This is a genomic window from Pseudomonas sp. Yb2C2 (assembly GCF_052112325.1).
Lineage (GTDB): Bacteria > Pseudomonadota > Gammaproteobacteria > Pseudomonadales > Pseudomonadaceae > Aquipseudomonas > Aquipseudomonas marginalis.
In genome coordinates, this window is record NZ_JAVAJK010000015.1 from 132,218 (window position 1) to 156,872 (window position 24,655).

Annotated in this window: 22 protein-coding genes; 18 read left to right on the forward strand and 4 right to left on the reverse strand. The window is 64.2% G+C overall.

From position 1 onward, the window contains the following. The first annotated feature begins 46 nt into the window (after positions 1 to 46). The 4 genes from Q8X51_RS21175 to fecE are packed head-to-tail and all read left to right on the forward strand — an operon-like array spanning position 47 to position 3,720. Positions 47 to 967 (forward strand): Fe(3+) dicitrate ABC transporter substrate-binding protein, encoded by a 921-nt coding sequence (locus Q8X51_RS21175; RefSeq protein WP_065948026.1) that lies wholly within the window; start codon positions 47 to 49, stop codon positions 965 to 967. 2 nt (positions 968 to 969) lie between these two features. Further along, complete coding sequence (gene fecC, locus Q8X51_RS21180) at positions 970 to 1,959, forward strand: iron-dicitrate ABC transporter permease FecC (protein WP_223015333.1); 990 nt, start codon at positions 970 to 972, stop codon at positions 1,957 to 1,959. After that, positions 1,956 to 2,924 carry an iron chelate uptake ABC transporter family permease subunit gene (locus tag Q8X51_RS21185; RefSeq protein WP_407694386.1) on the forward strand — a complete coding sequence of 323 codons (969 nt, stop codon included), beginning with the start codon at positions 1,956 to 1,958 and terminating at the stop codon, positions 2,922 to 2,924. The genes fecC and Q8X51_RS21185 overlap by 4 nt, the downstream gene beginning before the upstream one ends. A gap of 4 nt (positions 2,925 to 2,928) precedes the next feature. Then, positions 2,929 to 3,720, forward strand: coding sequence for a Fe(3+) dicitrate ABC transporter ATP-binding protein FecE (gene fecE, locus Q8X51_RS21190; RefSeq protein WP_407694385.1), 792 nt, complete (start codon positions 2,929 to 2,931; stop codon positions 3,718 to 3,720). Positions 3,721 to 3,831: 111 nt separating this feature from the next. On the opposite strand, the gene Q8X51_RS21195 is transcribed toward fecE, so the two are convergent. From Q8X51_RS21195 to Q8X51_RS21205, 3 genes are read right to left on the reverse strand one after another with little or no spacing between them, the layout of a single operon-like run. Beyond that, complete coding sequence (locus tag Q8X51_RS21195; protein ID WP_407694384.1) at positions 3,832 to 4,764, reverse strand: sulfonate ABC transporter substrate-binding protein; 933 nt, start codon at positions 4,762 to 4,764, stop codon at positions 3,832 to 3,834. Then, the gene (locus Q8X51_RS21200; protein ID WP_407694402.1) at positions 4,761 to 6,101 is read right to left on the reverse strand and encodes an LLM class flavin-dependent oxidoreductase; all 1,341 of its coding nucleotides are present in this window, start codon (positions 6,099 to 6,101) and stop codon (positions 4,761 to 4,763) included. The genes Q8X51_RS21195 and Q8X51_RS21200 overlap by 4 nt, the downstream gene beginning before the upstream one ends. Continuing rightward, entirely contained in the window at positions 6,094 to 8,277 is a 2,184-nt protein-coding gene (locus tag Q8X51_RS21205; RefSeq protein ID WP_407694383.1) for a TonB-dependent receptor, read from the reverse strand. Before Q8X51_RS21205 ends, Q8X51_RS21200 begins: the two co-directional genes overlap by 8 nt. 209 nt (positions 8,278 to 8,486) lie before the next feature. On the opposite strand from Q8X51_RS21205, the gene Q8X51_RS21210 reads away from it, so the two are divergent. Further along, positions 8,487 to 9,509 carry a LacI family DNA-binding transcriptional regulator gene (locus tag Q8X51_RS21210; RefSeq protein WP_407694382.1) on the forward strand — a complete coding sequence of 341 codons (1,023 nt, stop codon included), beginning with the start codon at positions 8,487 to 8,489 and terminating at the stop codon, positions 9,507 to 9,509. A gap of 29 nt (positions 9,510 to 9,538) precedes the next feature. Beyond that, complete coding sequence (locus Q8X51_RS21215; protein WP_407694381.1) at positions 9,539 to 10,153, forward strand: TetR/AcrR family transcriptional regulator; 615 nt, start codon at positions 9,539 to 9,541, stop codon at positions 10,151 to 10,153. Between the two features lie 456 nt (positions 10,154 to 10,609). Here Q8X51_RS21215 and Q8X51_RS21220 read toward each other — a convergent pair whose 3' ends face one another. Continuing rightward, positions 10,610 to 13,360: a beta-glucosidase gene (locus Q8X51_RS21220; protein WP_065948033.1), complete on the reverse strand. Its 2,751-nt coding sequence runs from the start codon at positions 13,358 to 13,360 to the stop codon at positions 10,610 to 10,612. Between the two features lie 507 nt (positions 13,361 to 13,867). On the opposite strand from Q8X51_RS21220, the gene Q8X51_RS21225 reads away from it, so the two are divergent. The 12 genes from Q8X51_RS21225 (at position 13,868) to gspD (ending at position 24,119) form a co-directional block, all read left to right on the forward strand. Then, a complete protein-coding gene (locus Q8X51_RS21225; RefSeq protein WP_065927288.1) occupies positions 13,868 to 14,095 on the forward strand; it encodes a hypothetical protein in 228 nt (75 codons plus the stop codon). 128 nt (positions 14,096 to 14,223) lie between these two features. Beyond that, a complete protein-coding gene (gspE, locus tag Q8X51_RS21230; protein ID WP_065927289.1) occupies positions 14,224 to 15,954 on the forward strand; it encodes a type II secretion system ATPase GspE in 1,731 nt (576 codons plus the stop codon). Then, a complete protein-coding gene (gene gspF / locus Q8X51_RS21235; RefSeq protein ID WP_027607414.1) occupies positions 15,951 to 17,153 on the forward strand; it encodes a type II secretion system inner membrane protein GspF in 1,203 nt (400 codons plus the stop codon). Before gspE ends, gspF begins: the two co-directional genes overlap by 4 nt. Before the next feature lie 20 nt (positions 17,154 to 17,173). Then, a complete protein-coding gene (gspG, locus tag Q8X51_RS21240; protein ID WP_027607415.1) occupies positions 17,174 to 17,599 on the forward strand; it encodes a type II secretion system major pseudopilin GspG in 426 nt (141 codons plus the stop codon). Positions 17,600 to 17,608: 9 nt separating this feature from the next. Then, positions 17,609 to 18,040: a type II secretion system protein gene (locus Q8X51_RS21245; RefSeq protein WP_027607416.1), complete on the forward strand. Its 432-nt coding sequence runs from the start codon at positions 17,609 to 17,611 to the stop codon at positions 18,038 to 18,040. Further along, positions 18,037 to 18,405: a type II secretion system protein gene (locus Q8X51_RS21250; protein WP_074847292.1), complete on the forward strand. Its 369-nt coding sequence runs from the start codon at positions 18,037 to 18,039 to the stop codon at positions 18,403 to 18,405. Before Q8X51_RS21245 ends, Q8X51_RS21250 begins: the two co-directional genes overlap by 4 nt. After that, positions 18,402 to 19,031 (forward strand): prepilin-type N-terminal cleavage/methylation domain-containing protein, encoded by a 630-nt coding sequence (locus Q8X51_RS21255; protein WP_407694380.1) that lies wholly within the window; start codon positions 18,402 to 18,404, stop codon positions 19,029 to 19,031. The genes Q8X51_RS21250 and Q8X51_RS21255 overlap by 4 nt, the downstream gene beginning before the upstream one ends. After that, entirely contained in the window at positions 19,028 to 19,753 is a 726-nt protein-coding gene (locus Q8X51_RS21260; protein ID WP_065927292.1) for a general secretion pathway protein GspK, read from the forward strand. Before Q8X51_RS21255 ends, Q8X51_RS21260 begins: the two co-directional genes overlap by 4 nt. Then, complete coding sequence (locus Q8X51_RS21265; protein ID WP_065948036.1) at positions 19,750 to 20,793, forward strand: type II secretion system protein GspL; 1,044 nt, start codon at positions 19,750 to 19,752, stop codon at positions 20,791 to 20,793. Before Q8X51_RS21260 ends, Q8X51_RS21265 begins: the two co-directional genes overlap by 4 nt. Further along, positions 20,768 to 21,379, forward strand: coding sequence for a type II secretion system protein GspM (gene gspM, locus Q8X51_RS21270; RefSeq protein WP_024076406.1), 612 nt, complete (start codon positions 20,768 to 20,770; stop codon positions 21,377 to 21,379). Before Q8X51_RS21265 ends, gspM begins: the two co-directional genes overlap by 26 nt. After that, entirely contained in the window at positions 21,376 to 21,900 is a 525-nt protein-coding gene (locus Q8X51_RS21275) for a DNA utilization family protein (protein WP_065927294.1), read from the forward strand. Before gspM ends, Q8X51_RS21275 begins: the two co-directional genes overlap by 4 nt. Further along, a complete protein-coding gene (gene gspD, locus Q8X51_RS21280; RefSeq protein WP_407694379.1) occupies positions 21,897 to 24,119 on the forward strand; it encodes a type II secretion system secretin GspD in 2,223 nt (740 codons plus the stop codon). The genes Q8X51_RS21275 and gspD overlap by 4 nt, the downstream gene beginning before the upstream one ends. Positions 24,120 to 24,655: the final 536 nt, after the last annotated feature.

The following is a 24,655-nucleotide window of genomic DNA, read 5'->3' on the forward strand; positions in this document are numbered from 1 at the left end:
TTCCCCAGCCCGTCCAGTTGGGGTGTTTTAACGCCGAGGTACCTCCATGCGATTGCTGCGCTCCATCCCCACCCTTGCCGCCTGCCTGCTGGCGTTCTCTTCCAGCCTGCTGAGCGCTGCCCCCATCGACCTCAATGACGGCCAGCACGCGGTGCATCTGCCCGATGCGCCCAAGCGTGTGGTGGTGTTGGAGTTCTCTTTTCTCGACAGCCTCGCCGCCGTGGACGTCACCCCCGTCGGCGCCGCCGATGATGGCGACGCCAAGCGCGTGCTGCCGCGCGTGCGTCAGGCCATCGGCCAGTGGAAATCCGTGGGCCTGCGCTCGCAACCGAGCATCGAGGAAATCGCGCGGCTCAAGCCGGACCTGATCGTGGCCGACCTCAACCGCCACCAGGCGCTGTACAGCGACTTGGCGAGTATTGCGCCAACCCTGTTGCTGCCGTCGCGCGGTGAGGATTACGAGGGCAGCCTCAAGTCCGCTGAGCTGATCGGCAAGGCCTTGGGCAAAAGCCCGCAGATGGAAGCCCGCATCGCACAAAACCGCGAAAACCTGAAGAAAATCGCCCAGCAGATCCCCGCCGGTGCCAGCGTGTTGTTCGGTGTCGCCCGTGAAGACAGCTTCTCCGTGCACGGCCCGGACTCCTACGCCGGCAGCGTGCTGCAAGCCATCGGCCTGAAAGTGCCGTCGGTGCGCGCCAACGCCGCGCCGACCGAATTCGTTAGCCTCGAACAACTGCTCGCCCTCGATCCGGGTTGGCTGCTGGTCGGCCATTACCGCCGCCCGAGCATCGTCGACAGCTGGAGCAAGCAGCCGCTGTGGCAAGTGTTGGGCGCGGTGCGCAACCAGCAGGTGGCCGAAGTGGACGGTGACAGCTGGGCGCGCAACCGTGGTGTGTTGGCCTCGGAGCAGATCGCCGAGGACGCCCTGGCGATCCTCAAGGGCGGCAAAGCCGTACTGAGCCAATAAGCATGGGCCGTGGTTTGGCCGCAGCCGGCATCGTGGTGCTGGGTGCCGTGTTGTTCTGGCTGTCGTTGTACAGCTGGTCGCCGTTCACTCTCACGGCGGCCGACGCCTGGAATGGGCTGGTGCATCAGGGCAGCGTGGGCGGCAATATGGCCTATATCGTCGCCCAGTTGCGCGTGCCGCGTGCGGTGTGCGCGGCATTGGTGGGCGCCTGCCTGGGCCTGGCCGGGGCGCTGATGCAGGGCATCACCCGCAACCGTCTGGCATCGCCGTCGCTGTTCGGCGTGACGGCAGGCGCGGCGTTGGGGCTCGCGTTGTTTTCCACCGGGTTGGTCGCACCGCCGTTTGCCGGCGCTGCCTTGCTGATGACCTGCCTGGGCGGCGCACTGGCCTGGATCACAGTGTTCAGCCTCGGTGGCGCCTGGTCGCCGGCCACGGCCCAAGGTCGCCTGGTGTTGGCCGGGGTGGCCGTCGCCGCGTTGTGTGCTGCCTTGACCCGGCTCACGGTGATCCTGGTCGAGGCCCAGGCGCAAAGCGTGCTCAATTGGCTGGCCGGTTCCCTGGCCAACGTCGGTGCGGCCCAGGTGCAATTGCTCTGGCCGTGCACCTTGATCGGCGGCCTGTGGGCGCTGTGGTGTGCGCCGCGCTTGAACCTGATCAACCTCGGCGAAGACGCCGCGCGCTCGTTGGGCGTGGGCATTGCCAGCCTGCGTTTGCAGGTGTTCGTCGCCAGCCTGTTGCTGGTGGGGGCGAGTGTCTGCGCGGTCGGGCCCATCGGCTTTGTCGGGTTGATCGCGCCGAATATCCTTCGCCAGTTTCTCGGTAATGACTACCGCTGGCTGATCCCACTCAGTGCCGCCTTGGGCGCAGTGATCGTGCTGGGTGCCGACCTGCTCAGCCGCGCCGTGGCGTTCCCGGTGGAAACCCCGGCCGGGGTGGTCACGGCACTGATTGGTGCACCATTCTTCCTCTTTCTCGCCAGGCGTGCCCTATGACCCAGCCACGATTGCGCCTTTGGCTGCTGCTCGTTTTGTTGCTGCTGGCGACCTTCGTCAGCCTCAGCGCCGGCACCCTGTGGCTCACGCCCGAAACCGTGCTGGAGCGCCTGCTGGCCCATGACGCCCTCGACTTTGAAGTCTGGAACCACCGCCTGCCACGCAGCCTGATCGCGATCCTCGCCGGCTGCGCATTCGGCCTGGCCGGGGCGATTGTGCAGGGCGTGATTCGCAACCCGCTGGCCTCGCCGGAGATCCTCGGTGTCACCCAAGGTGCGGGGCTCGCGCTGACCGTGGCGATCATCAGCTGGCCGCACCTGCCGATTGCCTGGCTGCCCCTGGTGGCCTGCCTGGGCGGCGCCGGTGGTGCGTTGCTGTTGGCGCTGTACAACACCGGTGTGAGTTTTTCCGGCGTGCGTTTTGCGCTGTCCGGGGTGGCGATTGCGGTGACCTTGTCCAGCGTCACCGAGTTTCTGATCCTGTCCCACCCGCTGGACATCAACACCGCCTTGCTCGCGCTCACTGGCAGCCTGTGGAGCCGCAACTGGCACCATGTAGCGCTGGTGCTGCCGTTCCTGGTGTTGATCCCGCTGGGGCTGTGCCTGGCCAAACCGCTGAACCTGATCGCCCTCGGCGATGAGGCGGCCCACAGCCTGGGCATCGCACTGAACCGCACACGCTGGCTGGCGATGGCCTGCGCGGTGCTGCTCACCAGCCTGGGCGTGGGCGTGATCGGGCCGATCGGCTTTATCGGCCTGGTCGCACCGCATATGGCACGGCGCCTGGTCGGTGGGCATCACCAGTACCTGCTGCCGGCGGCGATGCTGATCGGCGCGCTGTTACTGGTGCTGGCCGACACCCTCGGGCGCACGCTGATCGCGCCCAGCGAAATCCCCGCCGGGGTGCTTACGGCGGTGATTGGCGCACCGTATTTTCTTTGGTTGCTGGCACGGTTCAAGGGCTGATGACATGAGTATTCTTCAAGCACGCGCGCTGGATATCGGCTACGGCGCCACACCCATCGTGCAGAGGCTGTCGTTTACGCCGCCGACGGGAAAAGTCACCGCGTTAATCGGCCCCAATGGCTGCGGCAAGTCCACCTTGCTCAAGGCGTTTGCGCGCATCCTCAAGCCCACGCAAGGTGAGCTGAGCCTGGATGGCCAGGCCTACGCCAGCCTGTCCGCCCGCCAACTGGCCCGGCACATTGCATTCCTGCCCCAAGTGCTGCCGGTGCCCGAAGGCGTCAGCGTGCGCCAGTTGGTCGCCTACGGCCGCAGCCCGCACAACTCGCTGTGGGGACGCCTGAGCGGCAATGACCGGGCCCATGTGACCCAAGCCATGCAACGCCTGGAGCTCGACAATCTGGCCGACCGCGCCCTGGCGGACCTGTCCGGCGGCCAGCGTCAACGCGCCTGGCTGGCCATGGTCCTGGCACAGAATGCCCCCGTGGTGCTGCTCGACGAACCCACCACCTACCTCGACATCAGCCACCAGGTCGAACTGCTCGACCTGATGGGCGAACTGGCCGCCGAAGGCAAGACCGTGATCACCGTGCTCCACGACATCAACCAGGCCTGCCGCTACGCCGACCACCTGGCGGTGATGCACGCCGGCAAGCTGGTGGCCGATGGCGCGCCGGCACAGGTGATCAGTGCCGAATTGATGCGCCAGGTGTTTGAGGTGCAGGTGCAGATCGTGAGCGAACCGGTGGCCGGCACCCCCATGTGCCTGATCGAAAAAAGCACCCGAGCCCAAGCCTGACTCGGTCAAAAAATGTGGGAGGGGGCTTGCTCCCGATAGCAGTGGGTCAGTCACCTCATGCATTGACTGACCCACCGCCATCGGGAGCAAGCCCCCTCCCACATTAGGATCTCAGTCGGCTTTGGAATTCCACACGGCCTTCTTCACTTCGATGGCCTTGGGCAACAACCGATTCTGGAAAAACAGATCCGCCGTCGCCTGCTGCGCCTGAATGATCCCTTCATCAATCGGCAAAATCGGCGAAGGCGGGCGGTTGTCCATGTAGCGTGCAACCACGTCGGCGGGCAGGCCCATGAACTCGGTCAGTACTTTCAAACTGTCTTCGCGCTGGCTGCGGGTAAGGGCTTCGGCGGCGGTGAGCTCGTCGAGCAGGTCATGGATAAAGGCCCCATTGTCCCGCGCATACTCGCGCCGCGCGCTGTACACCGGTCCAGACAGGCCCAAGCCTTCGCCATTGGCCAGCACATGGCTGGGGCTCTGGCTCAAGGCGAGTGACGAGTAGGGTTCCCAGATCGCCCAGGCATCGACGCTGCCTTGTTCGAACGCCGCTCGCGCATCGGCCGGCGGGAGGTACACCGGTTGGATGTCCTTGTAGCTCAGGCCGGCGTTGTTCAGCGCGCGCAGGATCAGGTTGTGGGAGCTGGAACCCTTCTGGAACGCCACTTTCTTGCCCTTGAGGTCCGCCACCGAATGCAGCGGGCTATCGTTGCGCACCAGGATCGTCTCGGCGCTCGGCTTGGGCGGTTCGGCGCCGATGTAGACCAGGTCGGCCCCGGCGGCTTGGGCGAACAGCGGCGGGATGTCGCCGGTGGAACCCACATCCAGTGCCCCCACGTTCAGCGCTTCAAGCATCTGCGGGCCGGCGGGGAACTCGATCCACTTCACCTCCGTCTTCGGGAAACGCTTTTCCAGCAGGTCATGTTGCTTGGCGAGGACCAGCGCGATGGAGCCTTTTTGGTAGCCGATACGCAAGGTGGCGGGGTCGGCGGCCAGGGCGGTTTGCGTCACCGCCAGCAAGGCCAGGAGCAGTGCTGGAAACTTCATGCTTTACCCTCTGTAAATCGATGGGCCGGGCGCGCCAGGCCGAGGTTTTCGCGCAAGGTGGAACCGCTGTATTCAGTGCGAAACAGGCCGCGCCGCTGCAGCTCGGGCACCACCCATTGCGCGACGTCTTCCAACCCACCCGGCAAGTGCGGCACCAGGATATTGAAGCCATCGGCCGCGCCGTTTTCGAACCAGTTCTGCAGCTCATCGGCAATCTGCGCAGGCGTGCCGATCAGGCTGTAATGCCCGCGGCCACCGGCAATTCGCCGACCCAATTGCGCGAGGGTCAGTTGCTCACGGTTGGCCAAGTCGCTCAGCAGTTGCTGACGACTGCGTTGTCCGCTGTCGGTCAACGGCAGCGCCGGCAACGGCCCGTCCAGCGGGTAGCCGGACAGGTCGAAATTGCCCAGCATGCGCCCCAGCAACGCGACGCCCACCTCAGGTTCGACGAGATCCTGGAATGCCTCGAATTTGGCCTGGGCCTCGGCCTCGGTCGCCCCGACCACCACAAACACACCGGGCATGATTTTCAGCGAGTCCGGCCCGCGCCCGTACCGGCTCAAGCGGCCCTTGAGGTCGGCATAAAACGCCTGGGCATTGGCCAGCGAGGTCTGTGCGGTAAACACCACCTCGGCGGTCTGCGCGGCCAGCTCACGGCCGGCTTCGGACGAGCCGGCCTGCACGATCACCGGCTGGCCCTGGGGCGAGCGCGCCACATTCAGCGGACCCTTGACTCGGAAGTGTTCGCCCACATGGTCCAGCACATGCAGCTTCGCCGGGTCGTAATAGTTGCCGCTGGCCTTGTCGCGCACAAAGGCATCGTCTTCCCAGCTGTCCCACAGCCCGGTCACCACCTGATGAAACTCCTTGGCGCGGCTATAGCGTTCGCCATGGCCAAGGTGTTCGTCGCGGCCAAAATTCTGCGCTTCGGCGGCGTTGTCCGAGGTCACCAGGTTCCAGCCCGCACGCCCGCCGGACAGGTGATCCAGCGAAGCGAACTTGCGCGCCACATGGTAGGGCTCGTTGTAGCTGGTGGTCGCCGTGGCGATCAGGCCGATGTTATCGGTCACCGCACTCAGTGCCGAGAGCAGGGTGAGCGGCTCGAAATGATCCGAGCGCGCCATATGGCTGGCGATCTCACCAGTGGCAGCGGCGATGCTGTCGGCCACGAACAGCGCATCGAACTTCGCCGCTTCGGCCACCCGTGCCAGGTGTTTGTATTGGGCGAAATCCAGCCCGGCATCCGCCGGCACGTCCGGGTGGCGCCAGGCGGCGACATGGTGCCCGTTGGCCATGAGAAAGGCGCCGAGTTTCAGTTGACGGCTCATGCTAGAAATCCTTGCGCAGTTGCACGCCGAAGTAACGCTCATCGTCACGGGGTACGGCGCGGTAGATGTAGTTGCCGCCACTGGCCAGCAGCGGTGAGTAGGACTTGTCGGCGAGGTTCTTGGCCAGCAACGCCACGCGCCAACCGTTGGTGTAGTCGGCCAGGGCCACGCTGGCGTTCCAGATGCCATAGGCGCCTTGCTTGGTGTCGACGTTCTGACTGATGTCGTACTGTACTTCGCTCTGCCAGCTGTAGTCGGTGCCCAGTTCGATGTCCAGGCCGTTATCCAGCGGGATCGTGTAGTCGGCGCGCACGTAGCTTTTCCAGTCCGGGCTGAAGGGCAGTGGCTTGCCATTCACGTTGCACGTCGCCGCTGCACCGGCCGGGCAGGCGAACTCATCAATGCGCGCACGGGTGTAGGCCAGGGCGCCGGAGAGCTTGAGTTGCTGGGTGGCCTGCAGGGCGTAATCCAGCTCGACGCCTTCGGTGCTGACGCTGCCGGCGTTGATCAGGCGGGTCACGACCTGGCCGGCGACGGTGTCGAAAAAGTTCGCCTGGTAGTTGTCGTAGTCGCTGTGGAATACCGCCAGGTTGGTGGTCAGGCGGTTGTTCCAAGCGGTGGCCTTGATCCCGGCTTCCCAGGTGTTGGAGGTTTCCGGCTTGAGCGCATCGGTGTCGCGCGGTTGCATATTGAAGAACACGTTGTAGGCCGGGCCCTTGTAGCCGCGCGAGTAGGTCAGGTAGCTGGTGACGCTGTCGCTGAGGTCGTACTGCACCCCGAGGCGACCGGACCAGCCGTCTTCGTCCACCGAGCCGGAGCTGGAGGTGACCGGTTGAATCCCGCTGACCGTGGTGGCCGAGGTAGAGACGCGGCGGTGATCGTATTTCAGCTCATCGTGGGTGTAGCGCAGGCCGGCGATGCCACGAAAGCGTGAGGTGAAGTTCAGCGTGGTCTCGCCGAACACCGCGTAGCTGTCGCTGGTGGTGCTGTAGTCGGCGATGCCACGGTCGGTGCGCGTGGTGGTCGTGAGCGTGCGCTGATAGGTTTCCTCGTCCTTGCCGTGCATGTAGAACAGGCCGCCGACGTATTCCAGGAACTCACCCTTGGGCGAGGCCAGGCGCAGTTCCTGGGAGTATTGGTCGAAGGCCAGCTCGCCCTTGTCGGCGGTGCCGGGGAAGGCGGCGGTCACCGTGCCGAGGCGGTCGCCGTCCTGGTACTGGGTGTTGTCCCAGCCGCGCCAGGCGGTGATCGAGGTCAGGGTGTAGTCGCCGAGGTTCCAGTCCAACTGAGCGGACAAGCCTTTGTTGGTGTCTTCGACATGGCTGCGCGTATCGGTGTTGATGTCGCGGTTGTCGCTGGAGGCGCGCACCGGGCTCAAGGCATTGCTGAAGGCCGGGCTCAGGGACTTGCTGACCACGCCATTCGGCGCGTCGTCGTGGGACTGCATGTAGTCGGCGATCAGGGTCAGTTTCACGTCATCGTTGGGGGTGAATTCCAGCTTGCCGCGGATGCCCTTGTGGTTGTAGCCGTTGACCTCCTGGCCGTTGTGCTGGTTATCGACGTTACCGTCGTAGCTGCCGAACAGCGTGCTGATCGAGCCTTTGAGCACATCCGGCACCAGGCTGCCGCCGATGCCGAAACGGGTGCGGCTTTCGTTGCCGCTGTAGTACGCCTGGTCGATATAGCCATGGGTCTCGGCGCTGGGCGGCTTGCTGGTGATGTTGAGCACGCCGGCCGAGGCGTTCTTGCCGAACAAGGTGCCTTGCGGGCCGCGCAGCACTTCGATGCGCTCCAGGTCCAGCAGGTCGAGGGTGGCCTGGCCGGGGCGCGCGTAGACCACGCCGTCGATCACCGTGGCCACCGTCGGCTCCACGCCAGGAGAGGTGGAAATAGTGCCCACGCCGCGCACGAACAGCGAGGTGTCCTTGTTCGAGGCGCCGGTGCGGAAGTTCAGCGACGGCACTTGCTGGGCGATGCTGGCCACGCCGTTGCGGTTGTCGCGCTCCAGTTGTTCGCCGTCCAGCACCGAGACCGCCACCGGGACTTTTTGCAGGGATTCTTCACGCCGGGTGGCGGTGACCGTCACCGCTTTGAGCGTGGGTTCCTGCTCGTCGGCAGCAAAGGCGCCGGGCACGGGGAGGGCGGTCAGACCGGCGAGAAGGAATAAGTGCGTGTGCCTGTGCATGGTGTGTTCGCTCGAAAAAATGCCCTGAACCGCTGCGGTTCTTACGACCGTCAGCGCCTGTGGAAACTGCCTTGGGCATTCGCTTGAGCGAGTAGCAGACAGCGCGCTTTGTTAGCGCTAACATCGGCATTATTGGTAGCTCGGGTTTAGAGCGTCAAAGACTTAAAAATTATCCCTATATTCTTTTTGGTTGTTAGCAGGATGATCCCGTGAGCGAAGACAAACCGCGCAAGCGCCGTGGCGCCGGGCGCGTCACCTTGAACACCGTGGCCCGGCAGGCCGGGGTGTCGGCGATCACCGTGTCGCGCTATTTCAACCAGCCGGAGCAGGTCTCGCCCGAGCGTCGCGAGCGCATTGCCGAGGTGGTGGCCGAGCTGGGTTATGTGCCCAACCTGGTGGCCGGCGGGCTGGCGTCGGCGCGGGGGCGGATCGTGGCGATGGTGATCCCGAACATCTCGGGGCCGATCTTTGCCAACACGATCCAGGGCTTCAGCGACACCCTCAGTCGCCATGGGTATCAGCTGTTGCTGGCGTCCAGTTACTTCAGCGCCGAGCAGGAAGAAAGCGCGGTGCGCGCGTTCCTCGGCTGGTCGCCGGCAGCGCTGGTGCTGACCAGTCGCTTCCACAGTGCAGGCACCGAAAAGATGATCGCCGACACCGATATCCCGGTGGTGGAAACCTGGGACTACGTGCCCGAACGCGCGCCGGTGCAGATCGGTTTTTCCCACTACGCAGTCGGCGTCACGGCCGCGCGCTACCTGTATGGCAAGGGCTATCGGCGAATCGCCTTCGTGCAGAACAGCGCCACGGGCGACTTCAGCGCGCTGGAACGGGGTGATGGGTTTGCCGCAACCCTGATCGAACTGGGTGTACAGCCCCGGGTCTTCGTCCCGGACGCCGACAGCGCGCCCTTCGAAGCCGGCAAGCAGGCGATGCAAGCCCTGATGAACCACGCCACCCCACCTGACGCGATCTTCTTCGCCAATGACAACCTCGCCGCCGGTGGTTTGCTGGCGGGGCAGCGTTCCGGGTTAAAGTGCGCGGTGCTTGGATTCGGTGACTACCCGTTTGCCGAAATGTTGTTGCCCAGCCTGAGTACGATCAAACCGCCGGCCTTGGAGATCGGCGTACTGGCGGCAACCCGCGTGCTGGAAAGCCTCGGCGTGTTGCCGGATGCCGTACAGCGTTTGAACCTGTTGGATTGCCGCTTGATCGAACGGGAAAGCGCCTGAGCTTTTTTACCGCCCACTAGGACCTGCCCATGACCGAACCCGCCCCCAAGACCCGCCGCGCCCCCAAAGGTGAAAAACGCCGCGAAGAGCTGCTGGACGCGGCCCTGCAGGTGTTCTCCCTGGAAGGCTACAGCGGCGCCTCGATGGCCCAGGTGGCGGCGATCGTGGGTATTTCGGTGGCCGGGCTGCTGCATCATTTTCCCAGCAAGATCTCGCTGTTGATGGGGGTGTTGCAGCGTCGCGATGAGGTCAATCAACGGATTGCCGATGAGGTTCGTGCGGAGAAAACCCTCAATGGCTTACTCGGCAGCCTGCGTGCGATCAATCGTTCGAATGCCACGGCACCGGGCGTGGTGCGCGCGTTTACCATCTTGAATGCCGAAAGCCTGCTGGACACCCATCCGGCCTGGGCCTGGTTCCAGGCGCGCTATGCGGCGATTCACCAGCGCATGCAGGGGCAGTTTGCCGACCTGGTCGCGGCGGGGGAGGTGCGCAGCGATGTGGACATCGACGGGCTGGTGGAAGAAATCCTGGCCATGATGGATGGCCTGCAGATCCAGTGGCTGCGCTTTCCCGAGCAGGTGGACCTGGTGGCGCGGTTTGACAGCTACATCGCGCGGGTCGAGGCAGCCATCAGAACCTGAGTTGAACACAGTCAACATGTGGGAGGGGGCTTGCCCCCGATGGCGGTCTCTGGGCCGGCCATGTGCTGGGGTTGGAATGAGTACATATCCGTTGCTGCGGTAACGGCTACTTAGGGTTCCGCTCTTACAGCGGGTCACTTTTGGAAGAGCGCCAAAAGTAACCAAAAACGCTTCGCCCCACCACTCGGCACCTCGCCCAGGCTCGGTGTGCCCGTAATCCGACAGTGATGTGGGGGGCCGCCGCCACGCGCCATCCATGGCGCGGGGCGGCTAAACCGGCATCCCTGCCGGTTTACCCCCCAAATCACTATCGAATTCCGGCCAGCGTGGTTAACGGGGCGCCTGAGATCAAGATCAAGATCAAGGGCGGCTCGCTTCGCATCGTGGTTAGCGTTGGCTGCTACACAGTTGTGTAGATACCCATGCTCATCGGGGGCAAGCCCCCTCCCACAGGGATCAGTTGCCGGTAGCACTGCCCTGGCTGCTGTCATCGCTCATGTCATAGCCATCACCGTCGCTGGTGCCGCTGTCGCCTTCGTTTTGATGCAGCACACCGCCGGTCTTCACCGTCGATTCACGCAGCGTCGAGTTGAGCGCCGAGCGTGGCAGCGGGTTGCTGGTGGTGGTCGACAGTTCCTGGCGGAACGGGTTGACCAGCTTGGCGTTCAGGCGAATATCCTGGGACGACGCGCCCACCGACAGGTTGAAGCTGTCGGCATCCACCACCCATTGCTTGCTCGCTACGTCGTAGTAGGCCAGCGAGCGATCGTTGAGCTCGATGGTCACGCGCTTGCTCTCGCCCGGCTTGAGGAACACCTTCTTGTAGCCCTTGAGTTCCTTGATCGCGCGTTCGACTTTCGGGTTGTTCTGGCCCACGTACAACTCGGCCACTTCGGCGCCCGCGACCTTGCCGGTGTTGGCCAGGTCGAACGACACCTTGATCGGCGCACCGGCCACCGCCACCCCAGGGGTCACGCTGATGTTGCTGTAGCCGAAGGTGGTGTACGACAAGCCATAGCCGAACGGGTAGAGCGGCTTGATGCCCTTTTTCTCGTAGCCGCGATAGCCCAGGAACAGGTCGTCCTTGTAGCTCATCTCGGCCAGGGTTTCCTGGTTGTCGAACGTGGGGAAGGTCGCGTAGATCGGGTTGTCTTCGATGTTGCGCTCGATGCTGATCGGCAGCTTGGCCGACGGGTTGACCTTGCCCAGCAGGATCTCCGCCAAGGCCTGGCCGCCGTTCTGTCCAGGGTAGAACGCATGCAGCGCGGCCGGTACCTGGTCGATCCAGTCGCTCATCTTCAGGCCGGTACCGCCGTGCAGGGTGACCACGGTATTCGGGTTGACCTTGGCGATGCTCTGGATCAGCAGGTTCTGGTATTCGGGCAGGTCGAAGCTGTGGTCGAAGCCTTCGCCTTCGTACTCATTGCTGTTACCGGCCGCGACCAGTACCGCGTCGTACTTGGCCAGGTCCTGCGGTGCCACAAGCGACGCCCAGCTCATCTGCACACCGACGAGGCCGCCCATGGTCGACAGGTAGCCGTTGCGGCGTGAATATTCCAGCTTGATGTCGACCGGTTTGCCAGCTTCCAGGTTGACCTTGGCAAACACCGGGATGGTCGGCGGAATGCTGTTGTTCGGCAGCGGCTTGCCGTCGCCGTTGTCGAGGACTTTCTTGCCGTTGACGTAGAGGCGCACGGCGCCGTCGGCACGCACCTTGAACACCTGCTCGCCGCTGACCGTCGGGGTGATCTGGCCGCTGTAGCGAATCGAGGTGGCGGCGGTATCGCCGTTCACCGGCAGGCTGTCGGTGGACCAGTCCAGGTCGACATGGGTGTCGGTGCGGCTGGCGGCCGGGTCACCGGACCAGTTGGTGTTGCTGAAGAACTCGGTCTTCAAGCCTTTGACACTGTTGCCATTGCCGTCGGCATGGGTCCAGGTCGAGGTGGCCGGGTCCAGGGACAGCCCGTCGATAAACTCGACCTTGGCGCCTGGCGCCAGTTGCTGCAAGCCGCTCAGCTCACTGATGTAGTTGGCGGCCATGACGTTGGCGCTGCCGAAACCGGTAGGCGGCGCGTACTTGGCCAGGGTGCCGACCACGGCGATGCGCTTGACCTTCCTGGCGTCCAGCGGCAGCAGGCTGTTCTGGTTTTTCAGCAGCACGATGCCTTCGCGGGCGGCGTTCAGGGCCACGCGGTTGCTGGTGGCGCTGTTCATGTTGTGGCTGGTCAGCGGCGCCTTGCTGTCGAACTTGTACAGGTAGATCTGCTTGAGGATGCGGCGCACCTTGTCATCGATGGTCGCGCTGCTCAGCTCGCCGCTGTCCAGGTACGGCTTGAGGATGGTGCTGTTCATCTGGTAGCCCATCATGTCCAGGTCGGTACCCGCCTGGGCCGCCGGCAAACCGTCGACCACCGCGTTGTAGTCGCTCTGCACGAAGCCCGGGTAGCCCCATTCGGTCTTGAGGATGTCACGCATCAGGTGCTTGTTCTGGCACGCGAACTCGCCGTTCACCTTCTGGAACGCACACATCATCATCGCGACCTTGCTGTTCTTCGAGGCGGACTCGAACGGCGGCAGGGTCATCTCGCGCAGCACGCGTTCGCTGATGATTTCATTGAGGTGGAAGCGGTTGCTTTCCTGGTCGTTGGCGGCGAAATGCTTGGCATTGGCCCACACGCCACGGGACTGAATGCCGTTGATCACGGCCGGCGCCAGGCTGGCGCCGAGGAACGGGTCTTCACCGGACAGGTACTCGAACGCCCGGCCGCTGTACGGCATGCGGTACAGGTTCACACCAGGCCCGGTGACGAACTGATAACCACCGCTGGCGGTGTCATAGCCCAGGGCACGGCCCAGGTCGATGGCGCGCCGTGGGTTCCAGCTGGCGGCCAGGTTCGGCCCCGACGGGTAGACCACGCCCTGGGCGTTGCCTTCGCTGGTGTAGCGCACGCCCACACCGCCATCGGCGCCGTGGATCTGCGGGATACCGTACTGGGTCAGTGGCTTGACGTCCCAGCCGCCGGTGCCGCCGATGTAGGCGAGTTTTTCTTCCAGGGTCATCTTTGCCAGGGTCTTATCCGCGGCTTTTTCCGCGCGGCTTACCCGACCTTCATCCAGGGCAGGACTGGTGGCCGCATGCACCTGGGACACGGCCAGTGCCAGCAGGGCGAAAGCCGACTGTGCACCGATCATTTTGCGTTTATTCATGGGTCTCTCCGACAACAGTTCAGTAAACAGGGCGCGCCGAGAAGTGCGTGTTGCACTGCACCTCGTCACTTTTTTCTGGGCAATAGTTGCCCGTGATCGCAATTTTTAACCGATGGCTAATTGCAACTATTTGGCGAATTTCGCAGTTTTATAAATGTAATAATTGTATTAGTTATTGTTGTGGATAGTGTCTAAGCGATATCACGAGATGGCATTTTGAACCGCAAAAACCGCATAATTAAGGCAATTCTTGCGGTTATAAGTCAAACGAAAGCTAATTTTTGCGTGAAATAAGAAATATTTTCTTACCTTTCGGAACTAAGGCTAAACCTACCAGTCGATTGGTTTAAGAAAATTTATCGAGTCGTGGCTAACTAGTGGCATAGCTCGGTAGTTTCAAAGTGCCATGTTTACACAAGCTGTCATACACAACGCTTTGGTGTAGGGTCTTGATCGAGTTCAAGGCGCCACTTGGGCTATCTGCTGTTTTTGATCTGGAGAAAGTTGATGAAGATTTCCCTGTTGGGTGCCGGTGTTGTATTGGGCGTTGCGCTAAGTGGCGCGGCGATGGCGGCGGAGTCCACGGACGCCGATGCGAAATCCGGCGCCGCCGATTCCACGGTGTTGACCCAGGCCCACGATGCCAAGGCCGTCAAAAAACAGAAGGCTGAAACCACCAAGGGTGGGCGGCCGCTGAGCCAATCTGCTACCTCTAAAACAGCGCCAACCAAGTAAGCCTGACCCCCTGTAGGAGCGAGCTAGCTCGCGAAAGTATTCCAAGCGCATCGCGGCGTCGGATGTACCTTTTTCGCGAGCAAGCTCGCTCCTACAGGGGGCTCATATAGCCCCTCAGATTTTTACCCATGCCCAGCCCTTCAACGCCCATCGATGCCTGCCAACTGCACATCCCGCACACCGAACAGGTCTGCGCGTGGCTGATGCAACATGCCGGCTTGAAAACCGTTGACCTGGAGCGTGCCCGGCGCCTCTCTCAGGAGGGCGGCGACACCGAGTTGCTCGGCCTGCTCACGCGCTTGGGGCTGGTCTCGGAAGTGGAGCTGGCCCGTGCCTGGGCCGACCTGCTCGGCGCACCGCTGCTGCTGGCCGATGCTGCGCCGCCGCTGTTGGACCCATTGCCGGTATTGACCGAGCGTTTCATGCGCCACTACCAGGTGGTGCCCGTGGGCTGGAGCCAGGGCGGCCTGCGGGTGCTGGCGGCCAACCCGTCGCTGGTCTACCCGTTCCAGGCCATGGCCTATGCCTGTGGCGTGCCGGTGTGGCTGGCCGTGGGGCCGCGCAACGAAGTCGAAACCCTGATCGAGCGCTACTACGGCCAGGGTCGTTCGGCGATGGGCACCCTGATCGAAAACCTCGACGAGCAGGGCGGTGCCCTCGAAGACATCGAGCACCTCAAGGACATGGCCTCCGAAGCGCCGGTGATTCGCCTGGTCAATCTGATCCTGCAGCGCGCGGTGGAACATCGCGCCTCGGACATTCATATCGAACCCTTCGAAAACCAGCTCAAGGTGCGCTACCGCATCGACGGCGTGCTGCACGACGCCGAGGCGCCGCCGTCCAGCTCTTCGGCAGCGGTCATTTCGCGGGTGAAGATCATGGCGCGCCTGGACATTGCCGAGCGGCGCCTGCCCCAGGACGGGCGCATCATGCTGCGCATCCAGGGCAAGGAGCTGGACTTGCGGGTGTCCACGGTGCCCACCAGTTTTGGCGAGTCGGTGGTCATGCGGTTGCTCGACCGCCAGACCGTGCAGTTCGATTTCCAGAGCCTGGGCTTTGATGGCCAGCGCCTGGAAACCTTCCTCGAAGTGCTCGAGCGGCCCCACGGCATCCTGCTCGTCACCGGGCCCACCGGCTCGGGCAAGACCACCACGCTGTACACCGCGCTGTCGCGGCTCAATACCGCCGAGCGCAAGATCATCACCGTCGAAGACCCGGTGGAATACCAGCTTGAGGGCATCAACCAGATCCAGGTGAAACCGGCTATCGGCCTGGACTTCGCCGGTGCGCTGCGCTCCATCGTGCGCCAGGATCCGGACGTGATCATGATCGGTGAAATCCGCGACCTGGAAACCTGCCGTATCGCCATCCAGTCGTCCCTCACCGGCCACCTGGTGCTCTCGACCCTGCACACCAACAGCGCGGCGGCGAGTATCACGCGCTTGCTGGACATGGGTGTCGAAAGCTACCTGATTGCCTCGACCGTCAACGGCATCCTTGCCCAGCGCCTGGTGCGGCGCCTGGACCCGGCCACCCGCGAAGCCTTCGAAGCACCGGCGGAATTGATCGCCGAACACGGCCTCGACCGGTTTACCGAGCAGCGCCCGATCATGCTTTATCGCCCCCACGCCGATGCGCCGGGCGGTGGCTACCACGGCCGCAGTGCGATCACCGAACTGCTGGTGATGAACGACGAACTGCGCAGCCTGTTGATGCGCCAGGCCGACGCCGCCACCCTCGAACAGGCCGCCCGCCGTGGCGGCCTGCGCACCTTGCATGAAGAAGGCCTGCGCCAGGCCGTGGCCGGTGTCACCTCACTTGAAGAAGTGCTGCGCGTCACCCGGGGAGAGGGCGCATGAGCCTGTTCAAATACCGCGCCCTCGACAGCCAGGGCCAGGCGCAAAACGGCACCCTCGAAGCCAAGGACCAGGATGCCGCCGTCGCCGCGCTGCACAAGCGCGGTTTGCTGCTGTTGCAGATCGAGGTGGCGGGCGCCCAGGGCCTGCGCAAGGCCTTTGGCCGGGGCCAGTTGAACGGCGCGGCGCTGGTCAGTTTCACTCAACAATTGGCCACGCTATTGGGCGCCGGCCAGCCGCTGGAACGCTCCTTGGGCATCCTGCTCAAGCAGCCCGGCCAGCCCCAGACCCGCGCGCTGATCGAGCGCATCCGCGAACAGGTCAAGGCCGGCCAGCCGTTATCCAAGGCGCTGGAGGCGGAGGGCAGCCAGTTTTCGCCGCTGTACCTGAGCATGGTCCGCGCCGGCGAGGCGGGCGGCGCCCTCGAAGACACCCTGCGCCAGCTCAGCGATTACCTGGAGCGCAGCCAGTTACTCCGGGGCGAAGTGATCAACGCGCTGATCTACCCGGCGTTTCTGGTGGTCGGCGTGCTCGGTTCGCTGGCGTTGCTGCTGGCCTATGTGGTGCCGCAGTTCGTGCCGATCTTCAAGGACCTGGGCGTGCCGATTCCGCTGATCACCGAGGTGATCCTGGGCCTCGGCCAATTCCTCGGGGCCTACGGCCTGGCGGTGCTGGCCGGGTTGATTGTCGGCGCATGGGCTCTGGCTGCGCGCCTGCGCGATCCCCAGCGCCGCGAACGCTATGACCGCCGCGTGCTGGGCATCCGCATCATCGGCCCGTTGCTGCAACGGGTCGAAGCCGCCCGTTTGGCCCGCACCCTCGGCACCCTGCTGAGCAACGGTGTGGCGCTGCTGCAAGCGCTGGTGATTGCCCGCCAGGTCTGCACCAACCGCGCCCTGCAAGCCCAGGTCGCCCAGGCCGCCGAGTCGGTCAAGGGCGGTGGCACCCTGGCCAGCGCCTTCGGCAGCGAGCCGCTGCTGCCCGACCTGGCGTTGCAAATGATTGAAGTCGGCGAACAGGCCGGCGAACTCGACAGCATGCTGCTCAAAGTCGCCGAGGTGTTCGACGTCGAGGCCAAACGCGGCATCGACCGCCTGCTCGCCGCGCTGGTGCCGTCCCTGACCGTGGTCATGGCGGTGCTGGTGGCGGTGATCATGCTGGCGATCATGCTGCCGCTGATGAGCCTGACCAGCAATATATGAACCCTTAAGGAAACACGCTGATGCGCCATACCCGATTCAAGCCCGCCCGCCGCCAGGGCGGTTTTACCTTGCTGGAAATGCTCGCCGTGATCGTGCTGCTGGGCATTGTCGCGACCATCGTGGTACGCCAGGTCGGCGGCAATGTGGACAAGGGCAAATACGGCGCGGGCAAGGCCCAGTTGGCCAGCCTGAGCATGAAGATCGAAAGCTACGGCCTGGACGTCGGCTCGCCGCCCAAGAGCCTGCAGCAACTGGTCGACAAGCCGGGCAACAGCGCCGGTTGGGCCGGCCCGTATGCCAAGCCGTCGGACCTCAAGGACCCGTTCGGCCATGCCTTCGGCTATCGCTTCCCCGGTGAGCACGGTGCGTTCGACCTGATTTTCTACGGTCAGGACGGCCAGCCCGGCGGCGAAGGCTACAGCGCCGACCTGGGCAACTGGGAATAACCCACGACCATGGCCAACGCCCAACGCGGCTTTACCCTGCTGGAGATGCTGGTGGTGATCGTCTTGATCAGCATCGCGGCCGGGTTGGTAGGGTTTGGCCTGCAACAAGGCCTGCGCGCCGCCAAAGAGCGCCAGGCCGTCGGGCAGGTGGTCGAGGCGTTGCGCAGCACGCGGGCGCGGGCGATTGTCAGTGGCACCACCGAAAGCACCGTGTTCGATTTGCGCAACCTCAGCGTGCAGGCGCCGGGCCGTCCGAAAAAGTATTGGCCGGCCGGGCTGCAAGTGACCCTGCACACTGCCGAGCAAGCCGGCGCGGCGGTGGATTTCTACCCCGATGGCAGCTCCACCGGCGGCCACGTGTTGCTGGCCAACGGCAGTCGGCGTTGGCGCATCGACATCGGCTGGCTGACCGGCAGCGTCGAATCCAAGGCCCTGCCATGAAGCGCCAGGCGGGTTTCACCCTGCTGGAAATGCTCGCCGCGCTGACGCTGATGGCGATCTGTAGCACGGTGCTGCTGGTTGCCTTCGGCCAGAGCGCGCGCTCGTTGTTGCAGGTGGCCCACAGCGACCGCTTGACCCATGCCGCCATGAGCGTGATGGATCAGGAAGGCACCGGGCCGTTGGCCAGCGGCACACGCCAGGGCGAGTTGGACGGCATCGCCTGGCAACTGCGCATCGCCCAGCAACCCAGCCGCGTCGGCCAGGCCCATCTGTTTCGCCTGGACCTCACCGTCAGCGAAGGCCCGCGCCAGGCCAGTTTCAGCACCTTGAAACTGCGTGCTGCCGGCGTCGGGGCCGGCTTGTGACGGCGCGTCAGCAGGGCTTTACCTTGCTTGAGATCATGATCGTACTGAGCCTGCTTGGGGTGTTGCTGACCCTGGTCGGCGGTGCATTGCTGGGCGCCAATCGTGCCGTGCTCAAGGCCCAGCGCTACACGGTCAGCCTGGATGAAATGCGTGCCGCGCAGCAGTTTTTGCGCACCGCCATCAGCGAGGCGTTGCCGCTGGATGTGACCGAGGACGACAGCCAGACCGATGGCTTTTTCGCCGGTGGGCCCCAGCGTATGCAGTTTGTCGCGACCTTGCCGGGTGTGCTCGGCGGCGGTATCCAGCGCTTCACCTTGCAGTTGGTGGGCCCTGAATCGCAGCGCGACTTGCAGGTGGCGTTCGCGCGGTTTGAGTCTGAGGCACAGGTGAGTGTTCCGGCGGCGCGCAGTGAGCCGCAGGTGTTGTTGAAGGGTATCGAGGACCTGCAATTCAGCTATCGCGGCGTGTCGCCCAAGGGCCAGGCCACTGGCTGGATCAGTGAGTGGCCGTGGACCAAACGCCTGCCTTATGCAGTACGGATTGACGCACGGGTGAACGGGCCGGTGCCTTGGGTGACCCAGGTGGTTGCCTTGCGCCTGAACCTGTCCGGCGGGGCGCCCGAATGATCCGGCATCAACGCGGTGTGGCCCTGCTGCTGGTGCTGTGGGTGCTGGCCTTGCTGAGCCTGTTGCTCGGCGGTTTGGCCGGCTGGGTGCAACTGGAAACACGCCAGGCCGCCTGGCACCGCCAGCATACCCAGGCGGTGCTGGCGGCCGAGGCCGGGGTGGCGCTGGCGATGCAGGCCGTGGCGGACCCGTTGCAGCGCAAGCAGTGGATTGCCGACGGGCGTGAAATCCCGCTGGTGTTCGACGATGCGCAGCTGCGCGTCAGCCTGCACAGCGAGCGCGGCAAGTTGTATTTGAACAGCGCCGAGGTGGGTGATTTTGCCCGCCTGGCCCTGGCCTGCGGTGCGACCCAGGCCCAGGCCAACCAACTCGCCAGGGCCCTGGAAGTGCGGCGCAACCAGGGCCTGGCGCCGTTTCGGGTGGTGGAAGAGGTGCGCCAACTGCCGGGCATGACTCAGGCGTTGTACAGCGAACTGGTGCCCGAGATCAGCCTGTGGAGCGGCCTGGACCGGCCCGATCCGGCATTCGCCAGTGCCTTGATGCGCCGCGCACTGAACCTGCCGCATCAGAATGCGGTGGGTGCCGATCCCGGCGACGTGCTGGTGGTCAGCAGCCGCGCCCAACGCCCCGGCGGTTACCACGCCCAGGTGCAGGCCACCGTGTTATTGAGCCCCGCGCAAGGCAGCGCACAACCTTATCGAGTCTTACGTTGGCAAGAATGAACGAACAGTTACCCGCACGGCTTCAGGCGCTGGCGCAGCCCATCACCCAGCGCTGGCGCGGCAGCCTGCTGCAACTGGGCTGGCGCCTGTGGCTCAAGGAGCTGCGTGGCTGCCTGCCGGCATGGTTGTCGTTTGCCGAGATCCCCGAGCATGTCTACGCCTGGCCGCTGACCGCGCCGGTCGAAAAGCTGCCTGGCGAAGCGCGTCAGGTGCTGCTGCTGCCGCCTGAAACGGTGTTGGTGCAAACCCTGCAATTGCCCCCGGCGGCGGCGCGTAACCTGACGACGGTGGTCGGCTATGAACTGGACCGCTTCACGCCGTTCGACGCCGCCCAGTTGTACTTTGTCGCGCGCCAGGAGCGCCGCACCCCCACGCACCTGCACGTCACGCTGGTGGCGATCCTGCGTGAGCGCCTCGACCAGATCCTCAATGACTGCGCGGCCCTCGGCTTGCAGCCCCATGCCGTGGATGTCGCCGAGAGCGCAGGCAAACCCATGGGCATCGACTTGCTGCCGGCGCCGTTGCGTCCCCGTCAGCGCCCCCAGGGCAAGGGCCTGCAACGCAGCCTGCCGTGGTTGTGCGGGGCCTTGCTGATTGCGGCGATGCTGCTGTGGCTCAACGACCGCCAGCGCGTGCTCGATGCCATGCAACACAGCGTGCGCGAGCAGAAAGCCCAGGTCGCCGAGATCCAGGCCCTGCGCCAGCAATTGCTCAATACCCGTGGCGCCGCCCAGTACCTGATTCGCCGCAAGGCCGCCCAACCGCCGTTGGCGGCGCTGCTCAACGAGCTGACCGCGTGCCTGCCCTCGGACACCTGGCTCGACCAGTTGGAAGTCAACGACGGCGCCGACGTGTCCTTCTCCGGGCAGAGCGCCAAGGCCAGTGCCCTGATCACCCGGATCAAGGGCTGCCACAGCCTGGAAAACGCCCAGTTCGAAGGGGTGATCCAACCCGATGCGCAAACCGGCAAGGATCAATTTTCCTTGCGCGCCCACCTGCACCAGGAGGCCGCTGATGCGCCGACCACTGACACCCCGTGAACGCCGTGGCGCGGCCCTGATCGCCCTGGCCCTGGTGCTCGGCGCCGGTTACTGGCTGTTGATCGACAGCTGGTTCGCCGGCCCCTTGCGCAGCATGGGCGAGCAGGCCGAGCAACTGCGTGAACAGCAGCAACGCTACGCCGGCGTGTTGCGCCAGGGCGACAGCCTGCGCCAACAGTTGGAACAGGCGCGGCAGGACCCGGCCAGCAGCACCAGCCTGTTGCCCGGCGACGACCCGAGTGCGGTGGCGGCGGACCTGATGCAACGCATCGCCGACCTGATCAACAGCCGCGCCGGCCTTGGTGGCGGTTGCAGCCTGACCCAGCGCATGCCCATCACCCCGGAGCAGGACGACGCCGAGCCCTATCGCCAGGTCAAGGTCAGCCTGACCCTCAACTGCGCCATCGAACCCTTGACCGCGATCCTGCATGAGCTGGAGTACCAGCGGCCGTTTCTGTTTGTCGATGAGATGAGCATTCGCCGCCCACCGAACGCACCGGCCAGTGGCGGCGCCGGGCAACTGGTGGTGCACCTGTTGGTGCGCGGTTACCTGCAACCGGCCGCCGCCCGGCAGGTGCAACGATGATCCATGCATTGCGTCCCCTGGAATGGCTGTTGCTCGGCGTGGCCGGGCTGTTGGGCCTGCTGATGGTCGGCATCCTCAGCAGCATCGGCGATGCGCCGCAGTGGCTGCCGGCACCGGACCCCGATGCGCGCGCCACTACCGCCGCCAAGGTGCTGGTGGCGCCGAGCGCGACCCTCGAAAGCCTGGCCGGCACCTGGCAAGCGCCGCTGTTCAGCCCCGACCGCAGCCCCGACCGTGCGGTGGGCCAGGCTGCCGTTTCCAGCCTGTCGAGCCTGGTACTGACCGGTATCGTCCTCGACGGCGACCTGCGCGTGGCGCTGCTCAAGCGTGCCGATGGCCCGCCGCTCAAAGTCCAGCAGGGCCAGACCCTGCCCAATGGCTGGCGCCTGGAACAGCTGACGCCCCGCGATGCCCGCTTTGTACTCGACGGCCGCACGCAAACCCTGAGCCTGCGGGCCCTGCGTTTGCCGCCGCCGTCCACCACACCCCCGATTACCCTTCCTCACGAGTCCACCCCTTGATCGATACCTTCCCTGGCGCCTTGCGCACCACCGTGTTGTGCCTGGCCACCGCCGTTTCCCTCGGTGGCTGCGGCACCTTCCCCGAGCATCTCGACCCGGACGAGGCCCTGCTGCATGAGGCGATGCAGGGCTCCGGTTCGCAACGCCCACCCGTGGACCCGGCCAGCGAACAGGCGCCGGTCGACAGCGGCCAACCCCAGGCGAAGACACCGCCCCAGCGCCAGTTGATACGCGGCAACCAGCAGTTCGTGCGCCAACCGGCAGCGGTCTCGGCCGCCAAGGAGGAGGGCAGCGGCGACATCGTGTTCAACTTCGCCGACCAGCCGATCGAAGCGGTGATCAACAGCGTGATGGGCGACCTGCTGCACGAGAACTACAGCATCGCCCAGGGCGTGAAGGGCAATGTCAGCTTTTCCACGTCCAAGCCGGTGAACAAACAGCAGGCCTTGTCGATTCTGGAGACCCTGTTGTCGTGGACCGACAACGCCATGATCAAACAGGGCAACCGCTATGTGATCCTGCCGGCCAACCAGGCGGTGGCGGGCAAGCTGGTGCCGGAGATGCGCGTGTCGCAGCCCTCCAGCGGTTTGTCGGCACGCCTGTTTCCGTTGCGTTATATCTCGGCCACCGAGATGCAGAAACTGCTCAAGCCGTTCGCCCGCGAGAATGCGTTCCTACTGGTGGACCCGGCGCGCAATGTGCTGAGCCTGGCCGGTACCCCCGAGGAACTGGCCAATTACCAGGACACCATCGACACCTTCGACGTGGACTGGCTCAAGGGCATGTCGGTGGGCGTGTTCGGCCTGCAACGGGCGTCGGTGGCCGAGCTGATGCCCGAACTGCAAAAAATGTTCGGCCCCGACAGCGGCATGCCCCTGGCGGGCATGGTGCGCTTCTTGCCCATCGAGCGGACCAACTCGGTGGTGGCGATCTCGTCGCAGCCGCAGTACCTCAGTGAAGTCGGCGACTGGATCCACACCATCGACGAAGGCGGCGGCAACGAGCCGCAGATGTATGTCTACGACGTGCGCAACATGAAGGCCACCGACCTCGCCAAGTACCTGCGCCAGATCTACGGCACGGGCGCGATCAAGGACGACACCCCGGCCAAGGTCGCACCCGGTTTGCGCACCGCGACCTTGTCCTCGCCGGGCACCAACAGCACCTCCGGCAGCACGCCCGGTGGCCTGAGCAACAACCTCAATGGCAACCCACCCGCCGCAGAGGATGAGGAGCAGGAGCCCGAGGCCGAGCAGGACACCGCCGAGCAGGGCGCGAGCGAAGACGCCCCGGCCAAAAGCCTCGACGCCGGCACCCGCATCACCGCACAGAAAAGCAGTAACCAACTGCTGGTCCGCACCCGCCCGGTGCAGTGGAAAGAGATCGAATCGGCGATCAAACGCCTCGACAACCCACCGCTGCAAGTGCAGATCGAAACGCGCATCCTCGAGGTCAAGCTCACCGGCGAACTGGACCTGGGCGTGCAGTGGTACCTCGGCCGCCTCGCGGGCAATTCCACCAGCACCACCGTGGGTAACACCGCCGGCAGCCAAGGTGCCTTGGGCGGCGGCGGTGCGGGGTTGGGCGCGACGGATTCGTTGTTCTACTCCTTCGTCAGCTCCAACCTGCAAGTGGCCCTGCACGCCCTGGAAACCAACGGCCGCACCCAGGTGCTGTCGGCGCCGTCGCTGGTGGTGATGAACAACCAACCGGCGCAGATCCAGGTGGGCGACAACATCCCGATCAGCCAGACCACGGTCAACACCGGCACTTCCGACACCACCTTGAGCAGTGTTGAATACGTGCAGACCGGGGTGATCCTCGACGTCGTGCCACGCATCAATCCGGGTGGTTTGGTGTACATGGACATTCAGCAGCAGGTCAGCGATGCCCAGGACCCGCAGGCGTCCAGCAACGACACCCAGGCCAACCCACGTATCTCCACGCGCTCGGTATCCACCCAGGTCGCGGTGCAGAGTGGGCAGACAGTGCTACTGGGCGGGTTGATCAAGCAGGACAACGCGGAGAGTGTCAGTGCGGTGCCTTACCTTGGGAAGATTCCGGGGTTGCGCTGGTTGTTTGGCAATACCAGCAAGTCCAAGGACCGCACGGAATTGATTGTGCTGATTACCCCGAGGGTGATTACCAGCAGCAGCCAGGCGCGGCAGGTGACGGATGACTATCGCCAGCAGATGCAGTTGTTGAAGCCGGCTAACTGAAATGTGGGAGGGGGCTTGCCCTAATGCCAGTCAGTTAAGGCTTTTTGTAGGAGCGAGCTTGCTCGCGAAAAACTCACAGGCGCCACGTTCATTCAGGAGGCACGCGTTATCGTTGACGTTTTTCGCGAGCAAGCTCGCTCCTACAGGAGGCGATGTACGCGAGCCCCCTCCCACAGTTTGATATCCCGATATCAGATAGATCTGGGCCTGAGATAAAGACCAACTTCAAAAAGACATTATTTATATGAATAAAAAAACTAAAAAATAATAAAATTAGAGAATATTAGCTTATACCAAAACAGCATTATATTTTCAAAACCCATTCCGTTATGTTTGATCGCAACAGCCTACCCCTGACCTCGGATGGTACCCAGCGTGATTCAGATTCTGCGCGCCATAACCGGGTGATAGCCCCGCGGCAGAATCGTTGGAAGGGAGCTCAACGTATGTTGCCGACTCAAACCCCTCGACTGCCCCAGACCTAGTCCCCAATCGCCGCAACGCCCCTGAAAAAATCGAGCACCGCGCCCGCCCGC